This window comes from Tabrizicola sp., from assembly GCF_041913445.1.
Lineage (GTDB): Bacteria > Pseudomonadota > Alphaproteobacteria > Rhodobacterales > Rhodobacteraceae > Tabrizicola.
In genome coordinates this window covers 88,018-101,370 of the sequence record NZ_JAYSFG010000012.1, presented here as the reverse complement: position 1 = coordinate 101,370, position 13,353 = coordinate 88,018, and the positions used below count along the sequence as shown (strand labels likewise).

The window sequence follows — 13,353 nt, the reverse complement described above, 5'->3', positions numbered from 1 at the left end:
CCCGCAGCGCGCCACTTGGGTCAAGGTGGCGTCAGCCGCCCGCAGCTTCCTGGATCGCGGCATTGCCCCGCTCGACCGCCGCCTTCATCGTCGTGGCGGCGTCCTGCTGGCCCGCGAGCATCTTCTCGAACTCTTCGTTCAGGATGTCGCGGATCTGCGGCAGGTTCGGCGCGCGGACGCCCTTGGAGTTCTCGGTCGGCGCCTTGCCCATCATCTGGGTGATCGGAACCTCCCGCGCGGGGTTCTTCTCGTAGAAGCCCGAGGATTTCGACGCCTCGTAGGCCGCCATCGTCACCGGCAGATAGCCCGACTGTTCGTGGAGATACTGCTGCACATCGGTCTGGGAGAGGTAGTTGAAGAAGGCGGCGACCCCCTTGTAAACCTCGTCCGACTTGCCACCCATCACCCAAAGCGAGGCCCCGCCCGGGATGGTGTTCTGCGGTGCGCCCTCGACCGCGGAGTCATAGGGCAGCTGCCCGATCCCATAGTTGATGCCGGCCTTGACGATGTCGCCAAGCCCGCCCGAGCTTTCGGTCAGGATGCCGCATTCGCCTGAAGTGAAGTTCTGCTTCGCTTCGGACGTGCGACCGCCGTAGACGAAGACGCCTTCCTTGGCGAGATCGGCCAGGGCCTGGAAGTGCCGCACGAAGGGCTCGCTGTCGATCTTCAGCTCGGGCGTTCCCGAAAGCCCGTTCTCGTTCGTGCCCCAGGCCGTGTTGTTCCAGGCCGCAAAGTTCTCGGTATGGATCCAGGTCAGCCAGGTCGAGGTATAGCCGCAGGTCGCTGCACCGCTTTCCTTGATCTTGCGCGCGGCGGCCCAGACTTCGTCCCAGGTCTTCGGCGGGTTGTCGACGTCGAGACCTGCTTTCTGGAAGATGTCCTTGTTGTAGTAGAGGATCGGCGAGGAAGAGTTGTAGGGGAAGGACAGCATCTCGCCTTCCGGGTTCGAGTAGTAGGCGACGATGCCCGGCAGATACTGGCTCTTGTCGAAGGTCGCGCCGTTCTCGGTCAGAAGCTCTGCCACCGGCTTGATCGCGCCCTGCGCCCCCATCATAACGCCGGTGCCGACGTCGAAGACCTGGATGATGTCCGGGGCCTGTCCGGCGCGGAAGGCGGCGATGCCGGCGTTCAGCGTTTCGGGGTAGGTGCCCTTGAAAACCGGTTTCACCACATAGTCGCCCTGGGACGCGTTGAAGTCGCTGGCGATCTTTTCGACCACCTCGGCATTGGCGCCGGTCATGGCGTGCCACCACGAGATCTCGGTCTGCGCCTGGACGGCACCGGGTAGCCCGACGAGGGCGAGCGCCCACAGGGTTTTCGCTGACATGGTTTCGATCCTCCTTATAGATTTCTTGTCGGGGCACTATGGCCCACAGCGATGACGGTTCTGCGACGGTTTGGTTCCCATCGCCGATGCGGAATTTTGCGGGGTTGGCTCAAACAGCGCGTTTTGCGGGCCAGGGCCACAGCGCGGGTCTTGAGCGGCGGCAGGTCGGGCCTTGACCTGCCGCCGGACGGCTTACTGCATTTCGCCTGCACGATCCGCCGCAACAGCCGCTTCGGCCGTGGCAATCGCGGCATTGAAGGCCTCCAGCACTTCCGGGCCGCCCTTCACGTTCGCCTTGAACCATTCGAAGACCGGCTCGACGGCAGACTTGAACGCGGCTTTCTCCTCGGCCGTGGGGACGTAGATCTCACCGCCAGCGGCGCGGAAATCGGCGTAGGCCTGGATTTCCTTGCGTTTGGGCGAGGCGAAGGTCGCCTGCTGCAGGGCCGCAAAGCCGTCGACGACGATCTGCTGTTGCTCCGGCGTCAGCGCCTTGAAGCGGTCGTTCGACATCCACCAGAAGGCACCCATGTAGCTGTGCCCGTCAAGCGTCATGTACTTGATCCCCGCGTCGGTGAATTTCATCGACATGACGTCGGTGATGCCGTTGGCCGTCCCTTCGACAACGCCGGTCTGCAGCGAGGTGAACAGCTCCGGCCACGGGATCGGCGTGGGCGAGGCGCCGAGCGTGGTGGCCAGCGTCTGCGGCAGGTCCGCCGGCACGACGCGCATTTTCAACCCGGCCAGGTCGGCCGGTGCCGCGATGCGCTTCTTGGTGTTGGCATAGTTGCGCCAGCCGCCGGTGTTGCCAATGGTCATCAGCCGGATCTTGTCGCCCGAATCTGCCAGCGCCATCGCCCGCAGCTTCGCGGTGAAGTCGGTGCCAGTCAGCACTTCCTCGGCCACGCGGTCGTCGCTCATCAGGTAGGGCAGGTCGAGGACCTGGATATAGGGGAACAGCCCCGCCGCCCCGCCAGAGGTCGAGATGTAGATGTCGATGGTCCCGTCCGCGACACCCGCCAGGCATTCGTCGCCCTTGGCGCAGAGCTGGGTTCCCATGAAGATCTCGACCCCGATCGCGCCGTTCGAGGCGTTCTCGACGTAGTTCTTGAAGACGACCAGGCCGTCATAGTCCTCGTCCTGTTCGTTCGAGTTCGCGGTGGCGCGCAGCATGATCTCTTGCGCGAAAGCGGCCCCGGCGGTGCCCGCCAGCAGCGCGGCCAGCGCAAGGGATTTGAGTGTTGTTCTGAACATGGTTTCCTCCTGTTGGTTTGTTGTTGATGCGACTGGTCAATTCACGAACCCGGCCAGGCGCGGCAGGGTGAGGGAAAGGGCAGGAATGTAGGTGACGAGCAGGATCACCAGCATCTCGACGGCGAGAAAGGGAAGGACCGCTCGGGCAATGGTCTCAACCCGCAGGCCCGAGACGGCAGAGGTGGCGAAGAGCACCAGGCCCATGGGTGGTGTCAGAAGTCCGATGGTCAGGTTCACCGTCATCACGATGGCGAAATGCACCGGATCGACGCCCAACGAGGTGAAGATGGGCGCCAGGATGGGGCCAAGGATGATGATCGCGGGACCGGCGTCCAGGAACATGCCCACGATGAAGAGGAGGAGGTTCACCAGCAGCAGAAGCAGCAGCGGATTCTCGGTGATGCCCAGCAGCGCCGAAGCCAGAAGCTCGGGGGTGTGGGCCAGCGCCGCCACCGTCTTGAAGGCCATCGCCGCGCCCACCAGCAGCATGACGACCGAACTGGTGATGCCGGCCCGGGTCAGGACGCCGGGAAGATCGCTCCAGGTCAGGGTGCGCAGGATGAAGAGCGAAATGAAGAAGCTGTAGCCCGCCGCGACCGCTGCCGCCTCGGTCGGCGTGAAGACGCCCGAGACGATGCCTCCCATCAGCAGGACCGGTGTCATCAGTGGCCAGAAGGCGGCTCCGGCCGCCCGGCCCGCCTCGGCCCAACTGGCGCGCGGTTGGGCCTCGGGCAGCTTGTAGCGGTTGGCCATCAGCTTGATCGTGATCATCAGCGCGACGCCGATCAGGATGCCCGGCACGATCCCGGCCAGGAACAGCGCGGCGACGCTTTCGCCCATGACATAGGCGTAGATGATCATGATTCCCGAGGGCGGGATGATCGGCCCGATGATCGCGCTTGCGGCGGTGATCGCGGCGGCAAAGGGCTTGGGATACCCCTTCTTCTCCATCTGCGGGATGATGATCGATCCCAGCGCCGAGACATCCGCCACCGCCGACCCAGAGATGCCCGCGAAAAGCATCGAGTCCACGACGTTCACCTGCGCAAGGCCGCCCCGGAAATGCCCGACCATTGCCTGCGCGAAGCCGACGATCCGGGCAGAGATGCCGCCCCGGTTCATCAGTTCGCCCGCCAGCATGAAGAAGGGGATCGCCATCAGCGGGAAGGAATTCATCCCCTCGTAGACGTTCCGATAGAGGAGGACGATGTCGCGCTCCTGCCCGTTCAGCCACAGAAGCAGGGCAGGGGCCGCCAGAAGGCCGAAGACCACCGGCAGGCCCAGCATCAGGAAGACGATGAAGAGGGGCAGGAAGAAGCTCAGCACCTACTCGGCCCCCGATCCCAGCACGACGGTTTCGGGGATGACCTTCAGTCCATCGGGGCCACGGATCAGCGCGTAGATGTTGCGTAGCGCCAGTTCCACGGCGACCAGCAGCAAAAGCGCCACGCCGACGAGCAGCGAGGCCATCATCCAGGACTTCGGCACCTTCATCCACACTGACAGATCCAGGCTGACCGGCACCCAGAGCGAGTCCGTCTCGAACCGGCCACCCAGGCCCGTGACTTCGGACCAGCCGATGCCAAGGGCGACCCAGAGGACCAGGATCGTCACCCCCATCAGCACCACCGACAGCGCCGTGGCGACGGCACGGGGCAGAAGGCGGATCACCATGTCGATGGCGACAAAGCCGCCACGGCGAAAGGCGGTGGGTGCCATCAGGCCGGTGGACCACAGCATCAGGAAGCGCGAGGCCTCCTCGGGCCAAGGAAGCGCGTTGTTCAGGGCGTAGCGAAAGAACACCTGCAGCAGGATGACCACGACCATCAGGCCAAGACAGACCGCCCCGATCCAGCGGCCAAGCGCCAGAAGCGCGCCGGTGATCAGGCCCAGGCCGTTGCAGATGGCCAGTAGTGCGGTCACGTCTCCTCCCTTCGTCCCCCGCTTCCCGGGGTCAGCCGTCAAAACGTCCGTACCTGCCTTTCGCGAAGACCAGCGGGTCGCCCTCCTCCAGGGCCAGCCGCAGGACCTGTCCCACGATGATCAGATGATCGCCCCCGTCATGCGTCGCGTGCTGGGAGCAGTCGAAGCGGGCCAAGGCGCCCGGCAAGATCGGCACGCCTTCATCGTTGGGCTGCCAGTCAAGGTCCTCGAACCCCCGGCCACTTCGCGAGAACCGCGCCGGGAGGTCAGAGTGGTCCTGCCCAAGGATATGGATCGCGTAGTGCCGCGCCTCGGCGAAATGGGCAAAGCGGCGCGAGCTGCGCGCCAGCGACCAAAGGACCAGTGCCGGATCCAGTGAAAGGCTGGCGAAACTGTTGGCGGTGAACCCCATCGGCCCGTCGGGACCCGCGATGGTGACCACGGTCACCCCGGTGGCGAACCGTCCCAGCGCATCGCGGAACACCCGCGCATTGGCTGCGTCGGGCAAGACCTCAGTGGTCTGGATGCCGCCATCGGCCATCACGGCACCTCATGTCCCTGGGCGAGCGTGTACAGCTCGAACCAGGTCTGGCGATCCATCGGTACCTGCAGGGCGTCGGAGATCCGCACGATCCGGGAAAGGGTGTTAGTGCCGAGGACCGGGATCACCTGGGCCGGGTGGTGCAGAAGCCAGGCCACCGCGACGGCGGTCCAGTCGACCCCGGCGGCGCGTCCCAACGCGTCCATCCGTGCGCTGAGGGCGCTGCTGGCTTCTGCGCGCAGATGGCCCCCGGCCAGCGGGCTCCAGGCCATGGGTGGGATGCCGCGCTCTTGCAGGAAAGCAAGGTCGCCGTTGGTGAAGGGGTCGCGGCAGTTCAACGAGAGTTCGATCTGGTTGGTGACCAGAGGCTTCGACATCGCCGATTGCAGCAGCGTGAAATCCCAGGGGCGGAAGTTCGACACCCCCACGGCCCGCACCTTGCCGCTGGCTACCAGAGCATCGAGGGCCGACCCGGTCTCATGCTGGTCCATCAGCGGGTCGGGGCGGTGGATGAGCAGGAGGTCGATCCGGTCCGTCGCCATCTCGCGCAAAGAGGCCTCGACCGAAGCGGTGATATGTGCGGCCGAGCTGTCGTAGTATTTGACCCGCGCGGCCGAATGGCGTCCCACCGGCGCGATGATGTCGCATTTCGTCACGATCTCGATCTGGTCGCGCAATCCGGGCGCCGCGCGCAAAACCGCACCAAGCAGTCCCTCGGCCGTGTAACCGCCGTAGATGTCGGCCTGGTCCATCGTGGTGATGCCCTGCGCCAGACATGTCTCGACCTTTTCCTGCACGTGGCCCGGCGAAGTGTCGGGGTCATCCCCGAGCCGCCACATGCCGTAGACCAGCCGCGATATGGTGATCGGACCAAGGGAAACGCGGGGCATGGTCATCAGCGGCGCAATCCGGTGCCAAGGGGGGTCGCGGGGGTGTAATCGGGAACCCGGCCATAGGCGTGGGGCAGCGAGCAGGTCTTCAGCTGCGGCATGACCTTCGTCCCGAAATGATCGCATTCGTCGAGGTGCGGATAGCCCGAGAAGATGAAGGCCCGGATCCCCATCGCCTGGTATTCCTCCAGCTTGGACATGACCTGATCGACCGACCCGACCAGCGCCGCCCCGCAGCCCGACCGGGCCCGGCCGATCCCCGTCCAGAGATGCGGCTCGACATAGCCGAACTGGTCCGCCAGCTCGCGCGCCCGGGCCTGGTGCGCCACGCCCAGACTGATCGAGTCATGCGCCCGGTTGCGGATGATGCGGCCGTATTCGTCGTCCAGTTTCGAGACGATGTAGTCGGCGTAGTCCCGCGCCTCGGCCTCGGTGTCGCGGACGATCATGTGGACCCGGAGGCCGTAGTCCAGCGTCCGGCCATGCGCCTCGGCCCGGGCGTGGACGTCCTGCATCCGCTGGGCGAGCACCTCTTTGGGTTCGGGCCACATCAGGTAGACGTCGCACTGCGCCCCGCACAGTTCCAGCGCATCAGGGGAGTAGCCGCCAAAGTAGAGGAGCGGCCCGCCGTTCTGCTGGAAGGGCTTTGCCGGATCGGCGGTCAGCTTACTGATCTTGTAGACCTCGCCGTCATACTCGATGTGGTCCTGCGTCCAGGCCTGGCGCAGGATTTCCACCACCTCGTGGCTTCGCTTGTAGCGGTAGGTGCTGTCCGCGACCTCGCCCGGGAAGTCCGAGGAGATGACGTTCAGCGTCAGCCGCCCCCGCAGCATGTGGTCCAGCGTCGCCACGGTCCGCGCCAGCATCACCGGCTGCATCTCGCCGCAGCGGATGGCGGCCAGGAAATTGATCCGGTCGGTGATCGTCGCACAGCCCGCGACGAAGGACAGCGTGTCCTGCCCCACCTGGTAGGACGACGGGCACAGGATGTTGCGGAAGCCATGCCCCTCGGCCCGCAAAACGATGTCGGAACAATGCGCCCAGCTTGACCGCAGGTCACCGTCCGGCACGCCCAGGAACTGGTAGTCGTCCGAGCAGAGCGCCGCGAACCAGCTGACCTCGCAAGCATCGAGATCGGGCGAGGTGATCGGGACAACCGACATGATTCTCTGGCTCCGGCTGCTGCTTTCCACTTGCGTAGCATCGGCATTGATGTAGATCAATCATGTATCAATTCTGGATGCGACGTAATGGCCCACCCCGGTTCGCTGCCGCTCTATCAGCAGATCGCCGAGCTTCTGATCCGCGACATTGCAGCCGGTCGTCTGATCGACGGCGAGCGTCTTCCGCCGGAGCGGGACATGGCCGCAAACCTGGGCATTGCCGTCGGAACCTTGCGCCAGGCGTTGAAGTCATTGACCGAGAAGGGTCTGCTCCACCGGGTGCAGGGCTCGGGCAACTACATCCGCTCAAAGCCAGATGCGCCGTCTGTCTATGCGCTGTTCCGGCTGGAACGGGTCGAGGGTGGCGGCCTGCCCACGGCCCGCGTCCTGTCGGTGGACCGCTGCACCAAAAGCCCCGCCTTGCCCCGCTTTGGCAGCCATTCCGAAGGCCACCGTATCCGCCGTCTGCGTTTTCTGTCCGGCCAGGTCGCGGCGGTCGAGGAAATCTGGCTGGATGGCGCCGAGGCCGACCGGATCGCGCCCGGCGACCTGTCGGAGTCGCTTTACCTCTTCTACCGTCAACGTCTCGGCATCTGGATTTCGCGGGCCGAGGACAGCATTGGCCAAGGCCCCTTGCCCGACTGGTCGCCGTCGGAATTTCCCCATGCGCCAGGCACCCCGTTGCCCTTGATCACCCGCATCAGCTGGGCGCAGGACGGCCGGTCGGTCGAGGCCTCCTTCACCTGGTATGACCCTGAAACCGTGCGCTACGTCGCGCGCCTGAAATAGGACGAACCATGCTGCGCTACGGGATCATCGGCTGCGGGATGATGGGGCAGGAACACCTGCGCAACATCGCTTTGCTGGAAGACGCCACGGTCGCCGCGATCTTCGAGCCTGATCCGGCCATGCGCGCTGCAGCTGCAAGCCTGGCGCCCGGCGCCCGGATGGTCGGCTCTGTGGCCGAAGTGCTGGCGGTGGCCGAGGTGAACTGCCTTTTGATCGCCAGCCCGAACCATCTGCACCTGTCGCAGCTTGAGGAGATCGCCCGCATTCGTCCCTTGCCGGTCCTCTGCGAGAAACCGCTGTTCACGGACCCCGCCGACGCGCCCCGGCTGGCTGCACTGCGCGCGAGCTACCCCGCGCCGATCTGGGTCGCGATGGAATACCGCTACATGCCCCCCGTGGCGCACCTGCTGCGCGAGGCACATACGGCGACCGGCGGTGCCAAGATGCTGACCATCCGCGAACACCGCTTCCCCTTCCTGCAGAAGGTCGGCGACTGGAACCGCTTCAACCGCAACACCGGCGGCACTCTGGTCGAGAAATGCTGCCACTTCTTCGACCTTATGCGCCTTGTCGCGGGCTGCAATCCCGTCCGGGTCATGGCCAGCGGCGGGCAGGCGGTGAACCACCTGGACGAGGTCTATGATGGCCAGCCTTCGGACATCTGGGACCACGCCTATGTCATCGTTGATTTCGAGTCCGGCCTGCGGGCGATGCTGGAACTGTGCATGTTTGCCGAAGGCAGCCGGTATCAAGAGGAAATCTCGGCCGTGGGTCCCCTTGGAAAGATCGAATGCCTCGTGCCAGGTCCGGGCCGCTTCTGGCCACCGCATCTGGGTCCGGCCCCGACACCCAAGGTCATCCTCAGCCCGCGCAATCCGGCAGGACCCGTCGAACTGGAGATTCCGGTAGACCCCATGCTTCTTGCCGCGGGGGATCACAATGGATCGACGTTCTACCAGCACCAGGGTTTCCAGCAGGCAGCCTTGGGCATTCATCATCCGGAGGTTTCGTTGAACGACGGCTGGTGGGCCGCCGCGATCGGGATGGCTGCCCAACAAAGTGCGCTGACAGGTCAGGCCGTCGATCTGCGTGACGTTACCTACGCTCCAAGTCCCTAGCCTTGCAGCGCGATCCTGGCGCGATGGTCCGGGATGCGAAGTTTCCCAGGGCAGAGACTTAACGCCCTAAAGCCAGAAGATCGGCCGCAACTGCGCGACCACTGGTCCACCCTGCTTCGGCCGTGTTGCCCAGGCACCAATCACCACCAAGATACATCTGCCCGGACCGATCCGACAGGAATGGAAGCCCTAGCGGCCGGCTTGCACGCGCATAGCGCCAACGGTGCGCCACGGCGTGAAGCGCCTCGGCTGGCTTGCGCCCGAGGTGATCGCAAAGCAGGGGCAGCATCATTTGCGCAATGTCCGGCAACTCTTGGTCAAGATGGCGGTTGCTGAAGTCGGCATTTGCATGTGCGACCCACAATTGCAGGTCTCCCTGACGGCCAGGCTTCGAATTCCCCAGCGTGATGAGGTCCAAGTCACCGGGCGGCTGCGCGAATTTCTGGTCCTGCACGTGACCCTGCCCGGCAAAAGCCGCCATCAGGGTCAGGCAGGGTGACATCTGGACGCCAGACACTTCCTTGCAGAGAGGATGTGTTGTTCCCAGAAGGCGGATGATCTGGGGGGCGGGCAGGGTAAGGACGACGCGGTCGAAGGTTTCAGAATGATCCCCCACGGTTACGCGCCAGCCGGCATCGACCCTGTCGACCGTGCCGATCGTTGACCCGACGCGGACGTCGATGCCTTGGGCAAGGTAACGGGCGAAGCCGGACATCCCCGGAAGCCCGACGAAGGAAGGGGACGCGTTTGAGGTCCCGGCACCTGGCTCCCAGCGCGCCAATGCGCCCGCAGCCTCGGCTTCCTTCAGAAGCGCCGCGAACGGGGCTCCCGTCGCCGACACCTGGGACGCGCCGTGGTCGAACTGAAAGCCCCCTTCGGCGCGACGCGTGGCCAATCGTCCGCCAACCCCACGCCCCTTGTCGAAGACGACGACTTCAAGCCCTGCCGCAACCAGGTCTCGGGCGCAGGCAAGGCCAGTGATCCCGGCACCGACGATGGCCACTCGCATCTTCATCATGTCGTCAGTACAGGCCCGCGACCCGACCGCGCAGGGCAACCAGGGCAAGCACCGTGTCGATCGTCGGGGTCGGCGTCGCGGTGATGCGGCCAAGCTCCTGGACCGAGCCAACAAGGGCGTCGATTTCCATCGGTCGGCCCGCATCAAGGTCCTGCAGCATCGAGGTCCGGTGCGCCCCCACGGCGGCCCCTCCGTCGATCCGGCGTTCGACGTCGATGGGGAAAGTCACGCCCAGCTTTTCCGCGATCTCCTGCGCTTCCAGCATCATGCGCCGCGCCACGTCACGCGTGCCGGGATCGGTGCAGAGCACGTCCAGCGTGGCATGGGTGAGGGCCGAGATCGGGTTGAACGACAGATTGCCCCACAGCTTGACCCAGATCTCGTCGCGCAGGCGGGGCCGGACCGGGGCTTTCAGTCCCGCGGCCTGCAAGGCCTGCGACAGGGCGGTGGCGCGGTCGGACTTCGATCCGTCGGGCTCACCCAAGGAGAAGCGGTTGCCCTCGATGTGGCGGATCGTCCCGGGTTCGCTCACCTCGGCCGCCGGGTAGACGACGCAGCCCAGGACGCGGTCGGGGCCGAAGCCGTCCCACTGCACGTTGCCGGGGTCGACGCTGTGCAGCCGGGTCCCTTCCAGGGGGCCGCCGATCTTGTGGAAATACCACCACGGCACCCCGTTCACGCCGCTGACGACGGTGGTCGAGGGCCCAAGGAGGGGTTGCATCGCACCGACCACCGGCGGCACCGAATGGGCCTTCAGCGTGACGATCACATAGTCCTGCGGCCCCAGATCCGACGGATCGGCGCTGGCGCGGACCGGGACGGTGACCGGCGCGGCCCCCTCTTCCAGAAGCGTCAGGCCCTTGGCCTGCATCGCCGCCAGGTGCGGCCCGCGCGCCACGATGCTGACGTCGGTTCCGGCCTGCACCAGCTTTGCAGCCATGTATCCGCCGATCGCGCCGGCGCCGAAAATGCAGATCTTCATGTCCCGTTCCCCGCCTCAGGCCTGCTGGCCAAGCCCCAGTTTCTCGGCCAGGCCGATCCGCTGCAGCTTGCCCGTCGCGCCCTTGGGGATTTCCTCCAGGATGATCACCCGGCGCGGCACCTTGAAATCCGCCATCCGCGTGGCGCAGAAATCGCGGATCTCGCGTTCGGTCGCTTCCTGCCCCTCGCGCAACACGACCGCCGCCGCGACCTCCTCGCCCAGCTTGGGATGCGGCATGGCGAAGGCCACGACCTGCTGGATCGCCGGGTGGTCCAACAGGATGCCGTCGACCTCAAGCGGGCTGATCTTCTCGCCGCCGCGGTTGATGATCTCCTTCAGACGCCCGGTCAGGCGCAGATACCCCTCGTCGTCCAACGCTCCCTGGTCGCCGGTGCGGAACCAGCGGCGGCCCTCGGCCTCGAAGAAGTTCTTGGCGTTGGCCTCGGGATTGCCCTCGTAGCCCGGCGTCACGTTCGGACCCGAGATCACCACCTCGCCCGTACCGTCGATCAGCCGGTTCTCGACTTCATGCGCGATGCGGACCAGCGGACCCGCTGCGACGCCGACCGAGCCCGGCTTCTGCGCGCGGGGCGGCAGGGGGTTGCAGGCCATCTGGTGCGTCGCCTCGGTCATACCATAGGCCTCGATCACCGGAGCGCCGAAGGTTTCGGCCAGTTCCAGCATCACCTGTGCCGGAAGCGAGGCCGAGGACGAGCGCAAGAAGCGCAGCGGGTGCGCCTCGATCACGTCGCGGTTACGCGCGGCGCGGGACAGGATCGCCTGGTGCATGGTCGGCACGGCGGTGTACCAGGTGGGTTCGGCCTCTTTCATCCAGCCGAAGAACTTCAGCGCATCGAAACCCGGCGCGCACCAGACCGAGCCGCCCGCCGCCAATGAGGCGGTGACGGCCGCGATCAGGCCGTGGATGTGGAAGAGCGGCATCACGTTCAGGCAGCGGTCCGCAGGGGTAAGTGCCAGGGACGCGCCGATATTCCGGGCCGATGCCACCAAGTTCGACTGCATCAAGGGGACGATCTTCGGCCGCGAGGTGGTGCCCGAGGTGTGCAGGATCAGCGCCGTCGAATCGGGGCCGGGTTTTCCGGACGGAGCCGGGGCTTCGGCCCGCGGGCCGCTGAGACGGAACTGCCCCGCGGGGTCGTTCGCCTCGCTGTGCAGGCGCAGGATCGTCATGCCAAGCGGCGCGGCGGCCGCGAGGGCGGGACCTTCGTAGCCCTCCGGAACCACGATGGCCTTGGCCCGAAGATCCTCCAGGTAGAAGCTGAACTCCTTCTCCTGATAGGCGGGGTTCAGCGGCGCGGTCACCGCCGCCTGCGCGATGGTCACGAAGGCCGTCGCCATTTCCGGGCCGTTCGGAAGGACGATGGCCACCCGGTCCTCCGCCCCGATCCCGAATGCCCGCAGGTCTGCCTCGACCTGCGTCGCCAGCGCCCGAAGACCGCCGTAGCTCAGCCACGCCCGCCCCGGAGCACCGATGGCCTTTGATCCCGCATCCTTGTCGGCCAGCAACGCAGAAACTGTGGCTGTCATCTTCTCTTCTCTCTCTTCGTGTCCGGGTAGTTCAGCCAGAGACCTAGCGCGAGGCGGCGTAGTAGGAAACCTTCCGCTCCAGATAGGCGAGGAATTCCGACAGGGCGAAGGCCAGACCGAACAGGACGATCAGCACGGCCCAGAATTCCGCCATCAGGAACTGGCTGGAATACAGTTCGAACAGCGCCCCAAACCCGACGATCGAGATCAGGAGCTGGCCGATGATCACCCCCTTCACCGCGCGGATCACCCCGATGCGGACGCCGCCCAGGATCTCTGGCAACGCGGCCCAGAAGTAGACCTTGACGAAGGCATCCATCGGCGATGCGCCGAAGCTGCGTGCCATTTCGACCAGCGACCGGTTGATCTGCCGCACCCCGGCGCGGGCGTTCAGGATGATGATCCAGATCGCGAAAAGCGTGGTCGTGATGATCACTGTCTTGGTCCCGAAGCCGAAGAGCACCATCAGTACCGGCACCAGCGCGGTCAGCGGCGCGGACAGGAAGATGTTGACCCAGGGCAACAGAAGCTCGTCGATGATCCGGTTCTTGCCCATCAGGATGCCAATCGGGATCCCGATGACGATGGCAAAGAATACTCCCGCCAGGAAGGCATAGGCCGTGACCCAAAGCGCGTTCAGGAAGGCCTTGGTCGGAACCAGCCCGACCAGCGTCGCCACCACCTCCGAAAACGGCGGAATGAAAAAGGTCAAGCCCAGCCGGCCCACCACCTCCCACAGCAGTGCCCAGAGGATCAGCGACGACAGGGCCGGGAGTTTGTAGCCATAGAACGTCATGCGA

The 13,353-nt window shown here is 65.5% G+C and carries 13 protein-coding genes; 2 read left to right on the top strand and 11 right to left on the bottom strand.

What is annotated here, in order from left to right; all coding sequences use genetic code 11:
- Positions 1 to 31 precede the first annotated feature (31 nt).
- From ugpB to ACE3Q6_RS14430, 7 genes are all read right to left on the bottom strand, one after another.
- Positions 32 to 1,327 carry a sn-glycerol-3-phosphate ABC transporter substrate-binding protein UgpB gene (gene ugpB / locus ACE3Q6_RS14460; protein ID WP_374433688.1) on the bottom strand — a complete coding sequence of 432 codons (1,296 nt, stop codon included), beginning with the start codon at positions 1,325 to 1,327 and terminating at the stop codon, positions 32 to 34.
- Between the two features lie 192 nt (positions 1,328 to 1,519).
- Positions 1,520 to 2,581, bottom strand: a complete 1,062-nt coding sequence (dctP, locus tag ACE3Q6_RS14455; protein WP_374433686.1) for a TRAP transporter substrate-binding protein DctP — start codon at positions 2,579 to 2,581, stop codon at positions 1,520 to 1,522.
- 36 nt (positions 2,582 to 2,617) lie between these two features.
- A complete protein-coding gene (locus ACE3Q6_RS14450) occupies positions 2,618 to 3,907 on the bottom strand; it encodes a TRAP transporter large permease (protein WP_374433683.1) in 1,290 nt (429 codons plus the stop codon).
- The gene (locus ACE3Q6_RS14445; RefSeq protein ID WP_374433681.1) at positions 3,908 to 4,504 is read right to left on the bottom strand and encodes a TRAP transporter small permease; all 597 of its coding nucleotides are present in this window, start codon (positions 4,502 to 4,504) and stop codon (positions 3,908 to 3,910) included. It abuts the gene before it with no gap.
- 31 nt (positions 4,505 to 4,535) lie between these two features.
- On the bottom strand, positions 4,536 to 5,045 hold the full coding sequence (locus ACE3Q6_RS14440) for a flavin reductase family protein (RefSeq protein ID WP_374433679.1): 510 nt from the start codon (positions 5,043 to 5,045) through the stop codon (positions 4,536 to 4,538).
- Positions 5,045 to 5,935 (bottom strand): aldo/keto reductase family oxidoreductase, encoded by an 891-nt coding sequence (locus tag ACE3Q6_RS14435; protein ID WP_374433750.1) that lies wholly within the window; start codon positions 5,933 to 5,935, stop codon positions 5,045 to 5,047. Before ACE3Q6_RS14435 ends, ACE3Q6_RS14440 begins: the two co-directional genes overlap by 1 nt.
- Before the next feature lie 5 nt (positions 5,936 to 5,940).
- The gene (locus tag ACE3Q6_RS14430) at positions 5,941 to 7,098 is read right to left on the bottom strand and encodes an LLM class flavin-dependent oxidoreductase (RefSeq protein WP_374433677.1); all 1,158 of its coding nucleotides are present in this window, start codon (positions 7,096 to 7,098) and stop codon (positions 5,941 to 5,943) included.
- An 87-nt stretch (positions 7,099 to 7,185) separates the two neighbouring features.
- Here ACE3Q6_RS14430 and ACE3Q6_RS14425 point away from each other — a divergent pair, with 87 nt between their 5' ends.
- Both ACE3Q6_RS14425 and ACE3Q6_RS14420 read left to right on the top strand, forming a co-directional pair.
- The gene (locus ACE3Q6_RS14425; protein WP_374433674.1) at positions 7,186 to 7,887 is read left to right on the top strand and encodes a GntR family transcriptional regulator; all 702 of its coding nucleotides are present in this window, start codon (positions 7,186 to 7,188) and stop codon (positions 7,885 to 7,887) included.
- An 8-nt stretch (positions 7,888 to 7,895) separates the two neighbouring features.
- On the top strand, positions 7,896 to 9,005 hold the full coding sequence (locus ACE3Q6_RS14420; RefSeq protein ID WP_374433671.1) for a Gfo/Idh/MocA family protein: 1,110 nt from the start codon (positions 7,896 to 7,898) through the stop codon (positions 9,003 to 9,005).
- Positions 9,006 to 9,063: 58 nt separating this feature from the next.
- On the opposite strand, the gene ACE3Q6_RS14415 is transcribed toward ACE3Q6_RS14420, so the two are convergent.
- The 4 genes from ACE3Q6_RS14415 to ACE3Q6_RS14400 are packed head-to-tail and all read right to left on the bottom strand — an operon-like array spanning position 9,064 to position 13,349.
- A complete protein-coding gene (locus ACE3Q6_RS14415; protein WP_374433748.1) occupies positions 9,064 to 10,014 on the bottom strand; it encodes an NAD(P)/FAD-dependent oxidoreductase in 951 nt (316 codons plus the stop codon).
- A 13-nt stretch (positions 10,015 to 10,027) separates the two neighbouring features.
- Complete coding sequence (locus tag ACE3Q6_RS14410; RefSeq protein WP_374433669.1) at positions 10,028 to 11,005, bottom strand: 2-dehydropantoate 2-reductase; 978 nt, start codon at positions 11,003 to 11,005, stop codon at positions 10,028 to 10,030.
- A gap of 15 nt (positions 11,006 to 11,020) precedes the next feature.
- Entirely contained in the window at positions 11,021 to 12,553 is a 1,533-nt protein-coding gene (locus ACE3Q6_RS14405) for an acyl--CoA ligase (RefSeq protein WP_374433667.1), read from the bottom strand.
- 43 nt (positions 12,554 to 12,596) lie between these two features.
- Positions 12,597 to 13,349: an ABC transporter permease gene (locus tag ACE3Q6_RS14400; RefSeq protein ID WP_374433665.1), complete on the bottom strand. Its 753-nt coding sequence runs from the start codon at positions 13,347 to 13,349 to the stop codon at positions 12,597 to 12,599.
- Positions 13,350 to 13,353: the final 4 nt, after the last annotated feature.

What these genes read in the sequence shown, in the direction of transcription:
- ugpB (WP_374433688.1), bottom strand. Translation starts at nt 1,327, where the DNA reads ATGTCAGCGAAAACCCTGTGGGCGCTCGCCCTCGTCGGGCTACCCGGT.
- ACE3Q6_RS14405 (WP_374433667.1), bottom strand. Translation starts at nt 12,553, where the DNA reads ATGACAGCCACAGTTTCTGCGTTGCTGGCCGACAAGGATGCGGGATCA.
- ACE3Q6_RS14430 (WP_374433677.1), bottom strand. Translation starts at nt 7,098, where the DNA reads ATGTCGGTTGTCCCGATCACCTCGCCCGATCTCGATGCTTGCGAGGTC.
- ACE3Q6_RS14400 (WP_374433665.1), bottom strand. Translation starts at nt 13,349, where the DNA reads ATGACGTTCTATGGCTACAAACTCCCGGCCCTGTCGTCGCTGATCCTC.
- dctP (WP_374433686.1), bottom strand. Translation starts at nt 2,581, where the DNA reads ATGTTCAGAACAACACTCAAATCCCTTGCGCTGGCCGCGCTGCTGGCG.
- ACE3Q6_RS14435 (WP_374433750.1), bottom strand. Translation starts at nt 5,935, where the DNA reads ATGCCCCGCGTTTCCCTTGGTCCGATCACCATATCGCGGCTGGTCTAC.
- ACE3Q6_RS14420 (WP_374433671.1), top strand. Translation starts at nt 7,896, where the DNA reads ATGCTGCGCTACGGGATCATCGGCTGCGGGATGATGGGGCAGGAACAC.
- ACE3Q6_RS14440 (WP_374433679.1), bottom strand. Translation starts at nt 5,045, where the DNA reads ATGGCCGATGGCGGCATCCAGACCACTGAGGTCTTGCCCGACGCAGCC.
- ACE3Q6_RS14410 (WP_374433669.1), bottom strand. Translation starts at nt 11,005, where the DNA reads ATGAAGATCTGCATTTTCGGCGCCGGCGCGATCGGCGGATACATGGCT.
- ACE3Q6_RS14415 (WP_374433748.1), bottom strand. Translation starts at nt 10,014, where the DNA reads ATGCGAGTGGCCATCGTCGGTGCCGGGATCACTGGCCTTGCCTGCGCC.
- ACE3Q6_RS14425 (WP_374433674.1), top strand. Translation starts at nt 7,186, where the DNA reads ATGGCCCACCCCGGTTCGCTGCCGCTCTATCAGCAGATCGCCGAGCTT.